The organism is Paenibacillus hubeiensis (genome assembly GCF_032334105.1).
Taxonomy (GTDB): domain Bacteria; phylum Bacillota; class Bacilli; order Paenibacillales; family Paenibacillaceae; genus Paenibacillus; species Paenibacillus hubeiensis.
This window is the reverse complement of record NZ_JAVYAE020000002.1, coordinates 254,373-271,744: the sequence shown is the minus strand read 5'-3', so window position 1 is coordinate 271,744 and position 17,372 is coordinate 254,373. Positions and strand designations below refer to the sequence as shown.

Sequence of the window (17,372 nt, the reverse complement as noted above, 5' to 3'; positions counted from 1 at the left end):
GGATGAAGTATCCTGCATCCACAATAGTTTTTCGTGGGTTATCGATCCACGTCCATTTTCATGCCGCTCGTAAATTTCCTGAACCCTATGGCTTCATAATAGGATTCCAAGCTCTCCACACACATGAGCTGAGGAATGATTCCGTGTTCCTTGCAGTGTTGAACCAACCGGCCCATCATCTCTTTGCCAATCCCCTTGGATTGGTAGTCCGGCAATACCCCGACGCCACAGATCAGGCCGGTAATAACGCCGTCCGAAATAATGCGTCCTGAACCGACTAATCGTTCGTGGTCATATGCATATATGGCAGACCAGCTTCCATGAAACATCCGTTCCAACTCATTCACAGCGAGTTTTAGTGAATTCCACCCCAACCGCTCGTATAAGGCTAACACCTTCCCAAAGTCTTCAGGCGGAGCGGTCGTATATCGAATGCGCTCTTCCAAACATATCATCTCCTATGCTGCATGTAATAAGCAATCATACTGATTCCCTGACAACTCTTTTATCGAATATCAATCTTCAATCGCAATGTTCAATGCCTTTCTGTTATTAAAGGAGCTAAAGTTTCTCAAGCTCTTCGATTACGCTTTGTCATTAGGCGGCATCTGACGATGCTGCCTTTTTGCCTTTAATATCATGGAATTTCAATAAAAACAAAAGTATTTTCCTCTTCATTCGCTTCATTCTCCTTTAATCATCCATGTAAATAAATGTTTTATTTATATATGCTTATACGAAAGCCAAAGTTTTTTAAACGGCAAAAAATAAATAAAGGAGATTTTTTTCGTGAACTCAAACACTGCTCTTATACGAAAAGGCGGCGGAGCAAATGTGCCGTCTTCCCAACGTCTTCCGTGGGTCGGGCTGCTGGCCTTAGCCATGGCGGGGTTCATCTGCATTCTTACGGAAGGGCTGCCTGCTGGATTACTGCCGCAAATTGCGCAGGATCTCGGGGTCACAGAAGCTCTTGCCGGACAATTGGTCACTCTCTATGCGGTTGGATCTGTTCTGGCCGCCATTCCTTTGACAACGGCTACCCGCGGGTGGAAGCGCCGGCCGCTTCTGCTGCTGTGCATCGTCGGCTTTTTTGTATTTAACACCATCACCGCCTTATCTTCTATTTATGTGCTGACGCTTGTCGCGCGTTTCTTCGCAGGTGTTTCGGCAGGTGTACTATGGGGGATGACGGCCGGTTATGCGCGGCGCATGGTGCCTGATTCGTTAAAGGGACGAGCGATGGCCGTAGCCATGGTTGGCACCCCGTTGGCATTGGCACTGGGCGTTCCGCTTGGCACTTTTTTCGGTACTTATACAGATTGGCGTCTCATTTTCGGAGCTGTATCATTACTGGCTGCAGCCCTTATTGGCTGGGTGCTCTGGAAGGTGCCGGATTATGCCGGCGAGCCTGCCGGTGATCAGCTCCCTTTTCACAAGGTTTTCCTGATTCCCGGTGTTCGGTCGATTTTGTTTGTCGTGTTGGCATGGGTATTAGCTCATAATATTTTGTACACTTATATTGCACCGTATCTTGCCGAAACGGCGTTTGCTCAGCGAGTGGATTTGGTTCTTCTTATTTTCGGCATTACCTCGGTTGTCGGCATTTGGGTGATAGGCATGCTGATTGATCGTTTTCTAAGAATGCTGGTTTTAATCAGCATCACGGGATTTGCTTTGGCTTCCGCAGCCTTGGGAATCGGAATGAATCAACCTGCAGTCATCATTCTTGGTGTTACGGCATGGGGGCTTACATTTGGCGGGGCAGCCACTTTACTGCAAACAGCGATAGCACAAGCAGCGGGAAAAAGCGCAGATATAGCCCAATCGATGCTGGTTACCGCGTGGAATGTGGCCATCGGCGGCGGAGGCATTATCGGCGGGCTTCTTCTCGAACAGCTTGGAGCCGGATTCCTTCCAGGCTCATTAATCATTCTGCTGCTTCCCTCCTTGCTTGCAGCTCGGCTAGCTAAAAAGCATGGCTTTCCTTCCTAAAGGAATTCACGAGCATGCGCAACATAATCAAAAAATGAATTCGCTGCAAAGGCGGATTCATTTTTTTGGGGATTACAGGATTACATCCTATGCGAGCAAATTCGTTTCACCAATGAGATTTTTATAAGCAATCGGTGAAGACATTACGATCAGAGTCGTATAGGTTCCGTATTGATCGCACCTGTTTTCAAACTCTTCCAACTCCTGAGTTGTTTCCGTGAGGACCTTCAATAAATAATTATGCTCTCCGCTTATCCGGTAACATTCCGTGACTTCTGGTGAAGAACGGCAAAAATCAAGGAAAGGATAGCAATTCCGGGTCCGAACAAGCATATAGGCTGTGCATGGCTTACCCACTTTTTGTGCGGAAATGACGGTTCGGTATTCCTCGATAATCCCCTTTTCTTCCATGCGTTTTACACGTTCGGTTACCGCTGGCTGAGACAGTCCCACCAGCTTTCCTAAATCCGTCATTGATAATCTCGCCTGGTTTTGCAAATGGAGCAGGATGTTATTATCGATCTCGTCCAAGAACATCGACCACCTTAATTTTAAAAGTTATTTGTTCTAAATCCCTTCGGAATCATCGGAAACTACTTCATTTAACTTGTTTGTTTTATGTAATGCGGTAGAAATTATTTATATAATAAACACACTTGCTATAAATAATCAAGTAAATTACAGCAGGAGAGGATGAGAAACATGAGAAATATAGATCTGGAATGGCTGCACAAAAGCGTCAATGAGGTAGGTCATTGACCGTACACTCGAGGAAAAAAGGATCGTGGGTACCGTTGTTCAAATTACATTAGGCGGAAACCTCGTTTACAGCAGGCCTGCTGGTTGGGCCGACCGCGAGCAGAAACGACCGATGCAGGAAAATGCTTTGTTTAGATATGCTTCGGTAACCAACCAAAGGGTTCAATCGCGACGACTTTATAATAAGGAGTTAACTCTGATATGAGTGGCTTAAAATCAAGTGCAGGCGCCGCCGTTCCTGGTTGCGTCAAACTGTTCAGCTCCTCTGGTTATCAATGCAGTGGCCTTGCGGTCGGTCCTCTATTGTAAGTCTAACCAACCCAAATGTCCTCTTAATGAATGCAATATGAACGGAGCATGAACGAAGTTGCCGGCAACCGTTGCATTTCAAGCGCTCTTTGACAGGCTATGCAAGTCAAAGAGGCGTATCTCTATGAGAACGCCTCTTTCACTCGCACGATCACAGCGGAAGACTTATTTTTGAATAACCGGAATGGTCATTTCAAGATCTTTATGATAGGTTTTAACCGGTTTTCCTGCACTGTCGGAAACGATCGTCCAATCCTTTTTCGCGGTCAAAGTATACGGTTTAATCGTAATCGAAGTCGGCGTTTGCTTAAATGGCTGGTACGTCTCATCTTCGTGATACTCAGTACCTGGATGACTATTAAAGTACCCGACCATATTTTGCTGAATTTGATTCCCATCTTGGTCTACAATGTCATAGTACATTTTAGTCGGACTTAAATCGCCCGTCTGTTCCGGAGTTTCAGGAACTTGACCTACGCTGTCAAGCACCAGACGGGTCGTTACAGGGGTCAATTCAATTTGCTGGACGGTATAACTGAAATCTCCGCTCTTTTGGCTTTGATTCGGATGAAGGATAACTGCTCCTTTCGCCATGTTTTTGACAGGAACTACGAATTCAAAAGGTTCCTCGATTCCGCTGACGTTCAGCTTAACCTTCATGTCAAACGTTTCAGGGAGATTTTTCTCCGTCAGCCCCTTGCTAACCTCATATAATGCCATGTTTCGCAAGATTTGTCCGTCCTCCGTCTTACCAGCGGCATCGGTGAACGAGCCCAAAAACTTGCTATTCCCCTGAATCTCGATGTCCGGGATAGAAAGGTATCCCTTCTTCTGCTCTTTCAGTGGTACGGTTGGAATTGGATTTAAATTCTCATCCTTTGCGCCTTCCGGTAGATACGGAGAAATCATGGTGTCGTCCTCAATACCTTGACGTTCAATAGCAAGAACAAGCCGTGTACCGTCATACATCACTTCTTTGATGTTTAGGGTGACCCCTTCCTTTGTTAAGCTTAAGTTCGGTAAAGTCGTCAGTCCAGTCGCGCTGGCCTGTTTTAAACTGTTGTCCAAATTATATTGAAATACATTCCCAATCCAAGGTACATTTTTCAAGGCATCCGCCATCACCGGGGAGACAAACCCGCTCCCCATCACCACGCCTCCAAGCATCGCGGCAGCTGTCACGCTGATCGCTACTTTTTTCTTCCACTTTCGAGTACGTTTGATATCACTAGATCTGTTCATATGATCCAACCTTTCTAAGATTTGATTTACATAGCTTTCTTGCGGCATTTCTTTTTGTTTAACGATCCTTCTAATTTGATTTACCTGCTCTTCTTCAGTGGGATCTGACCATTGCTTCATGCGTTGTCCCTCCTCTAGATTTCTTTTCTCGAATTAGTTTTTTTCTGATGCGTTCATACTTTTTCCGAAGGGTCGCCGGTTTGCATTCCATGATCTGTCCGATTTCTTCGAAGCTGTACTGCTCAACGGCTCGTAATAGTACGAGATGCTTCTCTTCCACTTTCAAACTCATAAGTAATTGTTCGACCTCGGGTATGTTCTCCTTCAAGTGCTGATGCTCCAACTCTTGAATTTCTTTTTGCAGGAATAACGTTTTCTTCTGCCTGCTTTTCTTTCTGAACATATCCATACAATGGTAATAGGCTATTTTGTAAAGCCAAGAAGAAAAGGAAACCTGATGTTCGTATTTTTGAATAGAGCGGTATAACTTAATGAAAATTTCTTGCAGCGCATCTTCCGCTTCTTCGCGATTTTTCAACATATAATAACAATACGTATAAATTTGTCTCTCAAATGTACGAATGATGACGGCAAAAGCTTCCTTGTCCCCTTTTTGGGCATCGATCACATACGGTTCAATATCCATCAATTCTGCTCCGGTGTCTGTGTGCTTCAAACCATTCACCTCCCTTTTGTTTCATCTTCACCTTGTATAACGTCCAGCATTTTGCGATATGTGACATGTGCAAAAAAAAAAAAGCCGCTCTTTAGCGACTATTTCAAATAAATGTGTAAAGATACATGGTTTGAAGTATACGTCCAAATCAGATTCTCAATTTTGAAATTGTTGTTAAATTTCTCGATCCACACTTGCTTTGCATTCAATAAGGCTGTTAATTGCGTGTTATTCAGCAATGCTTCTTCCAGTTGTTCATTCTTTTGAGCAACGAAAATAACGTTTATCATATCTTCATGACTTGTATACATCGTCGGTGTTTTTTTCCTCCTCTCTTTTGCAGTATTTTCAGGGCTGTAAATCCATTAGCGAACCAAAGGTTTGGGATGCTGTCGTAAAACAAATGAACGAGCACAGCTCTGCAATCTCGGGTTCGGAGAACTCGTTGCGGAGCACATCGAATGTTCCTTGATCAATGGCTGAGCGATGATTCAGAAACAATTCAGCAAAAGCTACAGCCAGGCTGGTTTTAACATCAGCTTGGTTCAGATCCGGTTTTCCTTTGGCCTGGCAGTACTTGCATCCGTTGCCGTAGGCAAGGGTTCGACGAACCTGTTCTTTTAATTCGCTGCTTAATCGGCCGTCATCATAAAAAGCTTGTTCAAGCTTGGTCCAACTTGTTTGAATACCTGGATTATGACCCAGCAAGCGTTGAAAAGGAGTTTCACCTATACTGGAGTAAGATAACCTGGTCATCCGTTCTCCTCCTTTCGTTCAACTAGAAATGGTGATTCCAACTGTAACCATAAAACCAAATACGTGTGTGGATAACAGCAACTATCCTAAACGGATGAGTACAGAAACGGATATTAAAATCATTGTATTACGACCATTCGGTTTTTTCAAGAACTGTTCGTTCTTTATCATGCTTTTCCAGCATATTGAAATAAAAAAGGAGAACCGCCTGTAAACTAGCAGTTCTCCTTTTTATTCGACCATTTCTTAGTGATCCAGGAATACAAGCTGGATAAAGAACAATACCGCAAAAATGTAAAATATCAGATGAACATCCTTGCCTTTTCCACGAAGCAGCTTAAGCACAGGATAGAAGATAAATCCTACGCCAATGCCTGTCGCAATGCTGTGTGTCAACGGAGTAAGGATGATAATCAGGAAGGCAGGAAAAGCTTCTTCGAGATCCTTCCAATTGATTTTGCTGATAACGCTGATCATAAAGTACCCGACAATAATCAATGCCGGAGAAGTAATCGCAGGGATGCCGGATATGACACTTACGATAGGTGTAAAGAACAACGTAAGTGCAAGCAGTACACTTACCGTTACCGCCGTCAGTCCCGTTCTTCCTCCGGCAGCCACCCCTGTGCTGGACTCGATATAAGCCGATGTCGGGCTGGTACCGAGCAAAGCGCCGGTGGTCGTCCCTACGGCATCCGCCAAGAGCGCGCCGCGCGAGCGCGGAAATTTACCATCCTTAAGCAATCCGGCTTGTTCAGCCACGCCGAGCATCGTTCCCGTTGTATCAAACAGCGTGATTAACAGGAAGGTAAAGATGATCGTATACAAGCCGTTAGAGAATACGCCTGCCAGGTCCAGTTGGAAAGCCGTCGCCGTAAGGCCTTCGGGCATGGATACCATCGATTCCGGCATTTGAAATAGTCCCATCATCCAGGCAAGGATCGCGGTAATCACCATACCGATGAACAGATAACCCTTGACATTGTAAGCCATCAGCACAACCGTGATAATCAATCCGATAATCGTCAGGTAAGTCATTGGCTCTGCCAAGTTCCCGAGGGTAATCAGATTCGATTCCGAATCGGCGATAATTCCGGCATTTTGCAAGCCTACCGTCGTAATAAACAGTCCGATCCCTGCTGTGATCGCGTGCTTAAGGCTCGCAGGAATGGCATCCAGCAGCATGTAACGGAATGAAGTAAGCGATAAAACAACAAACAAAAGCCCTGCTATAAATACCGCTCCCAATGCAACCTGCCAAGACACGCCATATCCGGCGACTACACTGTAAGCAAAGAAAGCGTTGAGACCCATACCCGGCGCTAAGACGATCGGATAGTTGGACCATATCCCCATAATCAGAGTCGCCACAATGCTCGCAAGTACCGTTGCAATGAATACTCCGTTAAATTCCATCCCCGTGCTGCTGAGTATGCCAGGGTTTACGATCACTATGTATACCATGGTGAAAAATGTCGTGATCCCTGCGATGATTTCTGTTGAAACGTTCGTGCCTCTTTCTTTGAGTTTGAACCAATTGTCCATGGTCAAGCCAGCCTCCAACCTTCATATTATGCTACGTTAGATAAAAACAAAAAAATCCTAATCTGCGTATAGGATTGTTAAATTCCCGCTCCTATATTCGTCATTAGGATTTAACAGCAAGCTTCTAACTTAAATAAGGATACTTATATCTGTTTCAACCTGATGTCCATTTCGTATTTTAATAAACGTAACACTCATTGTCAACGAATTAACCGATTGTTCACAGTTATTTACGAACGATATCGATATTACATATCGTATTTATTCGTTTTTTTAGACTCTTGACTGCCATCAGGCTCAAAGATATTTTGATTTTTCTCGTACCCCAGTCCATTTTGACAAATAAAGAGTGAGAGTGATAGATTCTATAGGATACCGATTCTTACATTTGGGTGGGACCTATGAGAAAAAAATTACAGATTTACATATCGTCTACTTACTACGATCTGATTGAGGAAAGGCATACCGCTGTCGAAGCCGTACTTCAAGCTGGTCATATCCCTGCTGGCATAGAGCAATTTTTCAAGGAAAGCCCAATGAAAATCAGGCAGAGATGGATCGACGAGTCCGATGTATATATTCTAATTCTCGGCGGATTCTATGGCTTAACGCTTCCTGATGATGAAACCAAGAGCTATACGCAGTGGGAATACGAGTATGCGGGAGAAGCGGGTAAACCTCGATTTGCCTTTGTTGTCACGGATGAAGCATTAAGACATAAGCCATACGACTTCTCAGCCATTGAATATTATCAGCAGTTTCAAGAGTTCAAACAATTCGTCATGGAACAAATCCCGATCTATTATGTTGAAGATCTACGGCACATTAAAATGGTACTTCGCGATCAATTGCCGAAATATGCAGCTAGAGACGATTTATATGGCTGGGTATCCGGCAAGGATATCCCGGACGTTCAAAAGCTGTTGGAGGAGAATGCAAGATTAAAAGCAGCATTGGAGAAAAAGAAATGAAAGAGGGGCTTGCACAACCGGCCCCTTTCTTCCGTCTTCCCTTTATCTTTTCCTTTAATGACTATTGGAAAGACACCTTTAAAAAAAGTTTTTCAGTATCCGTTCGATCTCATTGGGCTCTGTAATTTCAGGACCGAAAAAAGCTCGAGGCTGCTTACCGTTATCCCAAGGGTCCAACGAACAAGCATCATGAACATTGGCTATTTTCCAAGTCAACACATTGTCAAAAGTGGTTCCTGTATTCTGTCCATGAATATGATTGATCCAGATGGGTTCTTTGATATTAATGAACTCCCTGGGCACCTTAAACGCATCGCGCCAGGAAGTACGGGCCGCTTGTCCTCTCAAATATTCGTCCACACGGATCAGGGTTGCACCGTAGCTGGGAAGCCAGAAAAAAAATTTCCCCAGTCGATGTTGTACCGAATCGTAGATGTAACCGTATTGTGGGATCAGGGCAACCGTGTCTTTTCGGGGTGTATAGTCATGCAGCTTTTTGATAAAATCTTTGTGATACATATCGTCACTGGACAGATAGACGCGGTACAAATACCTGAACTCTCTAATATCTTGGATGACATGAGCTTGGTAATCTTTAGGTGTGACGAAACGGATATTGGAAGGCAACGGGGGATACTTTTTTAGTGTTTCTTGTATAAGCTTCTCTGAGTTCGGATCATACAGCAAGTAGCAGGTAAAATCCTGAGAAGATTGAAGAAGCAAGCTCTGAAGTGCATATTTCATGAATAAATCTATTCTGTATTCGATCCATCCCTTGGTCAGTCGATCCGCTGTCGCTCCCCAGTTATTAAAGAGCATTTCTACGACAAGCTTTTTTTCTTTAGACACGCACATAGCCCTCCTTTGATGTTCAAGGATGTTACCCCGAATTTTTTCAACTCCTCTTTTGAAAGGGAAATCCGGTGGTCAGTCTACGCTTAGTATATGTATGTTCGGTAAAACAGCAACGGACAATTGCTTTGATGCATCGATTCAAACGACCGCAGAATCTGGATTCCACCTCTATAAAACCGGGAAAAGAAGAGAGAGTGCGGATATCCGATCTCTCTTCGTGGTAACGTCAATGACATCAGCTTTCTCATCGATCAAGAACGCCTCTGTTCAGCCCATGAATTCCCGTAATACTTGTTCGATCTGATCTTCACTCAGTCGGTCTTTAAGCGGAACCTTTTTTACTGAAGTATTGCTGGAATGAATGACATTGATATAATTGCGTGGAGGCAGCAGCTCATGCGGCAAATCGATGACATTCCCATGGGTGCCTCTCCCCGGTAACTTGACGCGGTATCCTGAGGCGTACTGCTCCGTTTTATACAGATACACATAGAATTGCGGTGAACGATGAAACGTCGGTGCCATCTCATTGTTGACGCTGTTCCAGAGATACCCGTTCTGATTAATTAACGCCATCGTCTCTGGCTTTGGCTGCACGTTATAAAGCTGCTGAACAAACGTTCTGTGATAAAGGTCATCCGAATCCAGTCTGGCAATGTAAATGTCTTCATATCCTTCCGCAAAGGCGAGTATGGCGCGAACGCTCTCGATATGCGTACCGAAACGGATATTGGCCGGCAACGGTTCCTGCTCTGCCAAAATTTCCTGCATCAACTCTCCCGATTCCTTCGAGAGCTTCACGACGGCCAGGAAATCCTGATTCGTCTGTGCCTTAAGGCTGTTCAGCGTAAACTTGCGAAAAATGCCCATTCTCCGCACCAGCCATTCCCTCGTTAGACGCTCCGGGTCAAAACCATAGTTGTTGAAATTAATCTCGATCACGACTTTTCTTGTCACCATACCGCCTCCTCATAAAATCCCTAAATCACGCAACCCAATTCCTGTCTCAACGAATTACGGTCTTGATCTCTTTATTCAATACTGCCGACTCTATAAAGTATGAAAAACGGAGCAAGACGTAACGGGCACTTGAACCGATCTTGGCGATTGAACGAAAAACTATTGCATAAGGTCCTACGCTTTGGAGCAATGTAGTGATGCAGAGGAAATAAAGATCTTATCATGACATGGAGGGTTCGTTTTGGCCAAGAGCAAACAACAACAGGAAGCGCACGGAATCGGACAGATCGAACAGCAGTTGAACGATCAGATGGAGGCTGCCGCAGACATTCAAGGACCATCCAAACTCGACCAAGAAATAAAAAAGGCGGCCCATCGTCGTATTGATCCATCGAATGAGCCTTCAGAATAAGGAGAATTCCCATGAACAAACAAAGAGCGATTGAAATTTGTGAGTCAGGCATTATGAAACATGTAACTTATCAGGATGCGCCTATCTTCATCCAGCATGTCAATGAGGATGAAACCGCGCGGATCTATCCGATCGGAAACTCGGAGCAGGAAATGACCGTTCCTTTATCCAGTCTGGTTGAACATCCGTAGAATAAGACGAATTTTGGATCACTCTTTCATCTTTACCATGCAGCCATATCCCTTTTGACCTGCAAAAAAACCGGAGCATTTAAGCTCCGGTTAACTCGTATAAGTTCTACCTTAAGATAATTTCCAAGCAGGAATCAAAGAATGAAACTCAAAAAAGTAACTTCCGATGACGTGAATTAATGTATATATAGCAAGAATAATCAAATATGTAATAAACCAGATGTATAGCGGCTGATGTAAAAATAGAAATAACAACAACATCCCAACCGGAAACGGTATAAGAACAATCAGCCAAATAGGTAATCCAAGCGCCTCAGCGATAGCACCGAGTGAAACTACGGATGCACCGATCACAACGGCCTGCCACATTGCAATTCCATTGGTAAATATACGGCTGCCCAGTAAATAGGATAGCGATGTGAGCAGTACGGCTATAATAAAACTGACGGCATATGGCAAAGGTACCCCCTCCTTCCGAGTGTGATTTTACTATATTATATAGTAAGGAAAATAGCAGAAGATGCTTATTTTTGTAAAATGAGTACATGGGAGAAATCTTATCATAATTACAGCTTCATACCGAGCCTCCTCTATTCTATATCGGAGACATCCAAATAAACGCTTGATACTCTCCCGATCTCTGCCTTCAATTAAATCAAAACGAATAAGAGGCAATATAATCTGCTCCTTTTAGGTATAGTGATTCTTGTCTAAGAATGCGTTAGATCAAGATTTTTTTGGCATCTTCCACGATCTGGTTCACAATATCGCCTGCGGCTTGATCCGCTGTAAGCATTCTCGTGCCTTGTCCCGCCCAAAGCGCCATATATTCCGGGTTGTTCTGACGGGCAGAAGCATTTCTGATTTCTCGTGTTAATGTATTTTGCGTAGGAAAAGGAAGAGGCTTAATATCGCTTGTTTCCCAATGTTGGATAAACGTATTGCGTATTCCCCTTGCCGGCCGTCCCGAAAATGCATTGGTGATCACGGTGCTTTCCTCCGTACTTTCAAGCAGTGCCTGTTTATAAACCGGGTGTGCACCCGACTCCGCTGAGGTTAAAAATCTTGTCCCCATTTGTACCCCTTGCGCACCTAAAGCAAGCGAAGCTACCAGCCCCCTGCCATCCATAATTCCGCCAGCCGCAAGAACGGGAACTTTCACCTGATCAACAATCTGCGGGACAAGCGCCATCGTTCCGATGTTGGCTCCAGATGGTCTGGATGACGTATCAAATGTCCCGCGATGTCCTCCGGCTTCACTGCCTTGAGCAACGATAACGTCGCATCCTCGTTGTTCAGCCTGGATCGCTTCGTCTACAGTTGTTACTTTATTCATGATTTTTATACCTAATGATTTCGCTTGCTGCATGTGATCATCCGATAATAAACCGAAGGTTGTACTAATAATCGGAACGTTTTCCTCTAACAACACGCGAAATTGTTCATCAAATCGATCTGGTGTATGAATTCCATTTTGATCAGGTTGTAATATTCCTAATGAGTCACGGATCGCATTCAGTTTTTCATTAACGGTATTAAAATTTTGATAATGATCCGGTCCAACGTTAGCAAAAATGTTAACAGCAAAAGGAGCTTGAGTCAGCTTCCTGATGGCTTGTATCGCATCCCTTATTTCTTCGGGTGTCATGTAAGCAGCGCCCAAGGTTCCGAGACCCCCTGCATTAGAAACTGCGGATACGAGCGGAACCATGTTCGCAATTCCAGCCATGCCTGCAAGTACAATGGGATAACGAATATCGAAAAGTTCACAAAATTTGCTATATAGTTGTATGGCCATCGTTGCTCCCTCCTCATTATGAATATCTTCACATTAGTTTACACCGACTTTATCCATCATGTATAATTCGAAAACATGATCTTATATATCTCGTTTTCAGATACTTCAGTTTCAGGGAGAGATTTCACTTATGGACATTCATTTATTGGAGATTTTTGTTCAAGCAGCTCGTGAAGGCAGCATTTCCAAGACCGCCAAAAAGTTAAACTATGCGCAATCCAATGTGACAAACAAGATTCAGCAATTGGAAGCTGAGCTTCAGACGACGTTGTTTTATCGCCATAAAAAAGGAATTACCCTTACTCCTTCCGGAGAAGTTTTAGTATCGTATACCGAAAAGATATTAAATATGATGGATGAAGCCAGGGCAGCGGTCGGGAATGCGTCCATTCCTACGGGCCCTCTGTCCATCGGCTCGATGGAAACGACGGCAGCCGTTCGGCTGCCTGGCGTCTTTGCTAAATATCATTTAAAGTATCCTCATGTCGATTTCTCTCTCATGACCGGGCCCACCGAAAAACTGCTTCATGCCGTTCTCCATTATGAACTGCATGGCGCATTTGTTTCTGGTCCGATCCAGCATCCTGATTTATGTCAAGAGAACGTTTTTGAAGAGACACTCGTACTGGTAACTTCCCCCGAACACCCTTTGGTTGATTCCATCCATGATTTGCAGAATCATACGATGCTGGTGTTTCCTAAAGGATGTTCATATCGTGCCAGGCTTAATTCTCTTTTCCAAGAAGAAGGATTATTGCCGGTAAAATTAATGGAATTCGGTACGCTTGAAACGATTCTTGCTTGTGTTCATGCGGGGCTGGGCATTACGTTACTCCCTTACTCGATCATTGCTGATTATGAGGAGCGAGGAAAGGTAATCAGTCACCGGCTGCCGACTGAGTATTCCTCTGTAACGACTCTGTTTGTTAAGCGCAAAGACACCTTAATTACACCAGCACTATCGGCTTTTTTAGACGAAGTGAGGAATAATCTCTCCATAAGCCTAATCTAAAGGTATCTACGTATGTAAGCACAGGCATAAGAAAGTACAGCTGCAATATAACCCGATTTCCGGGCATTATTTCTGTCCTTTAATCGCCATAAAATATCCCCCTTAGAATTTATCGGAATATCCAAAGGGGTATCCCATGTCCGTTCTAAGGGGGAGCATTTGAATCCAAATCGAGGGCTTTTTGACTCGTTCTGATCGGATTACGAACCTATTCTTCCTCGTTCTCGAATGGCTGTCTTTTTCCCTGACGTTTTTGAGGCTTCTTATCCTGTAACTGCAGCTGGCGAGCAATGGTATACCCGATAAGGAATGCAGGGGCTGAAACATTGCCGTCCACCGTAAATGGAATGATTGAAGCATCTGCAACGATCAAATCCTTCACCCCGTGCACGTTTCCCCTCCGATCAACAACCCCTCCCCTATGTAAAGGAGCCATGCGAAGCGAACCCTGCTGGTGATGGTTATGGTCAAAATTCTCTTTTATAAAATCCTCCAACTTGGAGTCATCGTCAATGATATCGGTAGTTGGCGAAATAAGCCGGTACGCCGGGTCGATGGATGTGAGCTTGGCAGCGATATTTTTAACATATATTCTGTAAATATTTTTAACGGCTTCCATGTCATCGGGATTGGCAAGAAATCCTTCATCCGCAAGCACGATTTTAAGCGGATCATTGTTCTGGATTTTAATGAAACCGCGGCTCTTAGGGCGCAAGTACAGGAGTGCAAGCGTTAAATGGCGGTCGGAACCGATGCCAATCAGCTGTACTGCCCGCCGATTTCCGCTCGGCTCCATCGGGGAGGGCAAAAAGGCTCCCCCTGTATAAAGGGCATTCGGATCATTAGCAGGCAGGGCGTTATCGTTGGGATTCGTTGTGAACACGGCCGTGTTGAGCGTATGGTTTCTCAGCCTCTGGCCTACATTAGGATTGTTAAAAATAACAGGGATACCTGCTTTTTTCAACAATGGGGCAGGTCCGATTCCGGATAACATGAGCAGCTGAGCGCTATTGATGCCGCCCGAAATAATCACTTTTTTTCGTGCGTAGGCCCGAACGCGTTTCCCTTCTTTCAGAAATTCCACGCCTGCAGCGCGTTTTTGATCAAAAAGCACGCGCAGCGCCGTTGATTTAAAGAACACTCTTAGTTTCCTGCCTTTTACACCGCGACCGGAAGGGGTCATAATATCCAAGGAGAGAAACGCCTTCGAAGAACTTTCCCTTCGACCGCTCGGATCTTGATACAATTGCCATCTTGTAAACGGACCAAGGGGTGTTTTCGGGTCATTATAATCCAGGATCTCCGGGAAGCCTGTAGCCTGTTCAATGGCTGCGGTAAGCTTCTCGGCCATCGATGTGGGGTGTACTGGTGCCTGCCTGATATCCAGTCGTCCGTGATATCCCCGTGCGCTTGGATTATCGGTTTCTCCGTTATACTTTTCCAATTTCTTAAACCGGCGCGTAGCCCGTCTTGGTGACCACAGCGGTCCAAGCAGCTTCTCCCATTCCCTAAAAACATCTGGTGTCGGGCGTACATATTGCTCCCCGTTAATCGAAGATCCACCGCCTAAGAGGCGTCCTGTGGTCCATTCAAATGATCGGTCATCCACCCCCTCTTGCGGAATCCCTTCCCCCTGCCAGAAGTATTGCGGGAAAAATTGTTCCTCCAGCTCAAGAGCAAAAGTAGAATCCCGGATTGGCTTATCCTTATCGTTGTTTTCTCCGGCCTCAAGGACAAGAACTGAGGTTTGTTTATCATCACTGAGTATTTTTGCAATGACTGCGCCGGCAGGACCTGTTCCTACGACAATATAATCGAATGTCCATTTCCTATCCATCAAAGCTCTCCTCTGCATATAGGCTAATGTCAGGATATTACCTTTTCCTGTCCTTTGTTCCTGAGCGGAATAAAAAAAGGCCCGCCTTTGGCGGACCCCTGTTCGGTTATTTCTTGATAATAACAGGCCGAACTGTTTTTGTTGTCAAGACGTTAAGTGCATCACGCACGTCTCTCGCGAAAGTTAGCGGTTTCTCGTTCTTTTCGAAGTGGATATACCACAGGTTAGGGTTGGTAAATAACCAGTGGTTATGAAGCGCAGTGACCTTGATGCCATGGCTGCGCAGCCGGGAAATAAATGGATTGATTTCCGCGGTCAAAATGACAGTTTCGCCAAGGCATAATGCTCTCCCGTTACGGCCAATGTTCTCAAAGGAAAATGCCTGAGGGATGGCCAGAAACGATCTGGTTTTTTTGCCTAAAATCGTAGGTTTGATGTTATTTCTGACCGTAGAAGCTGTACAAACACCGTTAATCACCTGCGGTGTTGCCTTCAAAATAGAAGCGAATTGTCTACAAAGCGGACTAATTGCCATCTGTTCATTCCTCCCATCTCGTAATATACCAACATACTATGGAGAGATGAAAGATATGGTGAAGGCTGCTAGCATGTATAATAGGACCATTTTTATAAAGCGGCGAATGAAAACGGACTAGCGTAATGTCGAACGCTAGTCCGTTTCGGTTTGTTCATTTTTCGCCTTGTTGAGCTGCTTGCGCTCAATATGGGCCGCTCCCCATTGATGCAAGTTTTCCAAAATCGGAGACAGGCTCATTCCGTATTCCGTGATAGAGTACTCCACTTTCGGCGGGATTTGCGGATAAACGACACGTTTCACGATCTCTTCCTCTTCCAATTCGCGCAGATGGAGCGTAAGCATCCTTTGAGTGATATCAGGCAGCAATCTTCTTAGCTCATTAAACCTCAGAGGTTTGCCTTGAAGTAAATGATAAAGAATCATCGGCTTCCATTTGCCGACAATTGAATCCAGCGCCACAACGAATTGGCAATGCCCGGGGTTCTTTGGCATGCCTTGCCTCCTTTGCAGTACCTTTTTTAATACTATAGCACATATTTGTGCGTACTTCACAATTAAAATATATACGATATGATCAATCCAGAAAGTGTATTTATTTTAATTACAGAAGGGAAGTTTTTATTTATGGCAGCTGTACTTTACATCACCGCCCATCCCCTGGATTCCCAGTCATCTTTTAGTCTCGCGGTAGGGGAAAAATTTATAGAAGCTTATCGTGAGGCAAATCCAACCGATGAAATTATTCATCTCGATCTGTACCAAGAGGATATTCCGCCAATCGATGCCGATGTTTTACGGGGGTGGGGAAAGATCCGGTCGGGTTCGTCTTTCGATCAACTGTCTGATGAAGAGAAATCAAAAGTAGCCCGTCATGAAGCCATTATTGATCAATTCGTGGCTGTCGATAAGTACGTGTATGTTTCACCGATGTGGAATTTCTCGATCCCGCCGGTTTTGAAAGCCTATACGGATGCGACTTCCATTCCGGGCAAAACGTTCAAATATACCGAAAATGGTCCTGTAGGTTTGTTGTCCGGCAAGAAAGCCTTACACATTCAAGCTAGCGGTTCCGTTTATTCGGAAGGTCCCCTTGCTCCGATTGAAATGGGATACAGTTATCTAAAAAAGGTTCTGCATTTCTACGGGATTCAATCGATTGAAGCCATTTTTGTGGAAGGAACGGCATCATCCGAACAAGCTCCAGCGATTAAGGAAAAAGCAATTGCACATGCTAAGGAAGTCGCCAAACGTTTCTAATCGCAGTTGTGGCTTCATCATATCTCACCTATGGAAAAGAATTTAGATAAACGATATACTATATAAACCGCAAAAAACAAACACACGTTAACGGAGAGGCAGAACCAATCTGGAGAAGCAAAGCGTTCTAAAAGCTTTCTGAAAGAAAGCTGCATCGGAAGCATAGGCTTATCACCGGATTTTCTCCTTAGAAAAGGGGAATCCCAAAAATCTGGGGATAACAGCGATTGGAAGATGGTACTGCACTCGCAGTGCCCTAGTG

The 17,372-nt window shown here is 44.6% G+C and carries 19 protein-coding genes and 1 pseudogene; 7 read left to right on the top strand and 13 right to left on the bottom strand.

Annotated elements, in window-relative coordinates; genetic code table 11:
• Positions 1 to 38 precede the first annotated feature (38 nt).
• Complete coding sequence (locus RSX24_RS07905; RefSeq protein ID WP_343260203.1) at positions 39 to 446, bottom strand: GNAT family N-acetyltransferase; 408 nt, start codon at positions 444 to 446, stop codon at positions 39 to 41.
• A 343-nt stretch (positions 447 to 789) separates the two neighbouring features.
• Here RSX24_RS07905 and RSX24_RS07900 point away from each other — a divergent pair, with 343 nt between their 5' ends.
• Positions 790 to 1,992, top strand: a complete 1,203-nt coding sequence (locus RSX24_RS07900; protein ID WP_343260202.1) for an MFS transporter — start codon at positions 790 to 792, stop codon at positions 1,990 to 1,992.
• A gap of 87 nt (positions 1,993 to 2,079) precedes the next feature.
• On the opposite strand, the gene RSX24_RS07895 is transcribed toward RSX24_RS07900, so the two are convergent.
• The gene (locus RSX24_RS07895; RefSeq protein ID WP_236412373.1) at positions 2,080 to 2,523 is read right to left on the bottom strand and encodes an Lrp/AsnC family transcriptional regulator; all 444 of its coding nucleotides are present in this window, start codon (positions 2,521 to 2,523) and stop codon (positions 2,080 to 2,082) included.
• Between the two features lie 253 nt (positions 2,524 to 2,776).
• On the opposite strand from RSX24_RS07895, the pseudogene RSX24_RS07890 reads away from it, so the two are divergent.
• Positions 2,777 to 2,842: pseudogene (locus RSX24_RS07890) on the top strand (hypothetical protein); the annotation flags it as partial.
• A gap of 383 nt (positions 2,843 to 3,225) precedes the next feature.
• Here RSX24_RS07890 and RSX24_RS07885 read toward each other — a convergent pair.
• The 4 genes from RSX24_RS07885 to RSX24_RS07870 form a co-directional block, all read right to left on the bottom strand.
• On the bottom strand, positions 3,226 to 4,422 hold the full coding sequence (locus RSX24_RS07885) for a DUF4179 domain-containing protein (protein ID WP_343260201.1): 1,197 nt from the start codon (positions 4,420 to 4,422) through the stop codon (positions 3,226 to 3,228).
• Entirely contained in the window at positions 4,397 to 4,978 is a 582-nt protein-coding gene (locus tag RSX24_RS07880; protein ID WP_236412370.1) for an RNA polymerase sigma factor, read from the bottom strand. The genes RSX24_RS07885 and RSX24_RS07880 overlap by 26 nt, the downstream gene beginning before the upstream one ends.
• A gap of 348 nt (positions 4,979 to 5,326) precedes the next feature.
• Positions 5,327 to 5,734, bottom strand: coding sequence for a carboxymuconolactone decarboxylase family protein (locus RSX24_RS07875; RefSeq protein WP_343260200.1), 408 nt, complete (start codon positions 5,732 to 5,734; stop codon positions 5,327 to 5,329).
• Positions 5,735 to 5,980: 246 nt separating this feature from the next.
• On the bottom strand, positions 5,981 to 7,279 hold the full coding sequence (locus RSX24_RS07870) for an NCS2 family permease (protein ID WP_343260199.1): 1,299 nt from the start codon (positions 7,277 to 7,279) through the stop codon (positions 5,981 to 5,983).
• A gap of 401 nt (positions 7,280 to 7,680) precedes the next feature.
• On the opposite strand from RSX24_RS07870, the gene RSX24_RS07865 reads away from it, so the two are divergent.
• Entirely contained in the window at positions 7,681 to 8,250 is a 570-nt protein-coding gene (locus RSX24_RS07865; protein ID WP_339272736.1) for a DUF4062 domain-containing protein, read from the top strand.
• A 78-nt stretch (positions 8,251 to 8,328) separates the two neighbouring features.
• On the opposite strand, the gene RSX24_RS07860 is transcribed toward RSX24_RS07865, so the two are convergent.
• The gene (locus RSX24_RS07860) at positions 8,329 to 9,105 is read right to left on the bottom strand and encodes a glycosyltransferase (RefSeq protein WP_438286779.1); all 777 of its coding nucleotides are present in this window, start codon (positions 9,103 to 9,105) and stop codon (positions 8,329 to 8,331) included.
• Between the two features lie 267 nt (positions 9,106 to 9,372).
• A complete protein-coding gene (locus tag RSX24_RS07855; RefSeq protein WP_236412933.1) occupies positions 9,373 to 10,062 on the bottom strand; it encodes a glycosyltransferase in 690 nt (229 codons plus the stop codon).
• A gap of 244 nt (positions 10,063 to 10,306) precedes the next feature.
• Here RSX24_RS07855 and RSX24_RS07850 point away from each other — a divergent pair, with 244 nt between their 5' ends.
• Both RSX24_RS07850 and RSX24_RS07845 read left to right on the top strand, forming a co-directional pair.
• Positions 10,307 to 10,477 (top strand): hypothetical protein, encoded by a 171-nt coding sequence (locus RSX24_RS07850; RefSeq protein ID WP_343260198.1) that lies wholly within the window; start codon positions 10,307 to 10,309, stop codon positions 10,475 to 10,477.
• Between the two features lie 11 nt (positions 10,478 to 10,488).
• Positions 10,489 to 10,668, top strand: a complete 180-nt coding sequence (locus RSX24_RS07845; RefSeq protein ID WP_339272741.1) for an H-type small acid-soluble spore protein — start codon at positions 10,489 to 10,491, stop codon at positions 10,666 to 10,668.
• A gap of 111 nt (positions 10,669 to 10,779) precedes the next feature.
• Here the strand turns inward: RSX24_RS07845 and RSX24_RS07840 are convergent, their stop codons facing one another.
• Complete coding sequence (locus tag RSX24_RS07840) at positions 10,780 to 11,127, bottom strand: hypothetical protein (RefSeq protein ID WP_343260197.1); 348 nt, start codon at positions 11,125 to 11,127, stop codon at positions 10,780 to 10,782.
• A gap of 262 nt (positions 11,128 to 11,389) precedes the next feature.
• Positions 11,390 to 12,466 carry an NAD(P)H-dependent flavin oxidoreductase gene (locus RSX24_RS07835; RefSeq protein WP_343260196.1) on the bottom strand — a complete coding sequence of 359 codons (1,077 nt, stop codon included), beginning with the start codon at positions 12,464 to 12,466 and terminating at the stop codon, positions 11,390 to 11,392.
• Between the two features lie 130 nt (positions 12,467 to 12,596).
• Here RSX24_RS07835 and RSX24_RS07830 point away from each other — a divergent pair, with 130 nt between their 5' ends.
• Positions 12,597 to 13,478: a LysR family transcriptional regulator gene (locus RSX24_RS07830; protein ID WP_343260195.1), complete on the top strand. Its 882-nt coding sequence runs from the start codon at positions 12,597 to 12,599 to the stop codon at positions 13,476 to 13,478.
• Positions 13,479 to 13,686: 208 nt separating this feature from the next.
• Here RSX24_RS07830 and RSX24_RS07825 read toward each other — a convergent pair whose 3' ends face one another.
• From RSX24_RS07825 to RSX24_RS07815, 3 genes are all read right to left on the bottom strand, one after another.
• A complete protein-coding gene (locus RSX24_RS07825; protein WP_343260194.1) occupies positions 13,687 to 15,315 on the bottom strand; it encodes a GMC family oxidoreductase in 1,629 nt (542 codons plus the stop codon).
• A gap of 106 nt (positions 15,316 to 15,421) precedes the next feature.
• Positions 15,422 to 15,850, bottom strand: coding sequence for a DUF1259 domain-containing protein (locus RSX24_RS07820; RefSeq protein ID WP_343260193.1), 429 nt, complete (start codon positions 15,848 to 15,850; stop codon positions 15,422 to 15,424).
• Positions 15,851 to 15,985: 135 nt separating this feature from the next.
• Positions 15,986 to 16,345, bottom strand: coding sequence for a winged helix-turn-helix transcriptional regulator (locus RSX24_RS07815; protein WP_343260192.1), 360 nt, complete (start codon positions 16,343 to 16,345; stop codon positions 15,986 to 15,988).
• Between the two features lie 132 nt (positions 16,346 to 16,477).
• Here RSX24_RS07815 and RSX24_RS07810 point away from each other — a divergent pair, with 132 nt between their 5' ends.
• Entirely contained in the window at positions 16,478 to 17,110 is a 633-nt protein-coding gene (locus RSX24_RS07810) for an FMN-dependent NADH-azoreductase (protein ID WP_236412352.1), read from the top strand.
• Positions 17,111 to 17,372 lie beyond the last annotated feature (262 nt).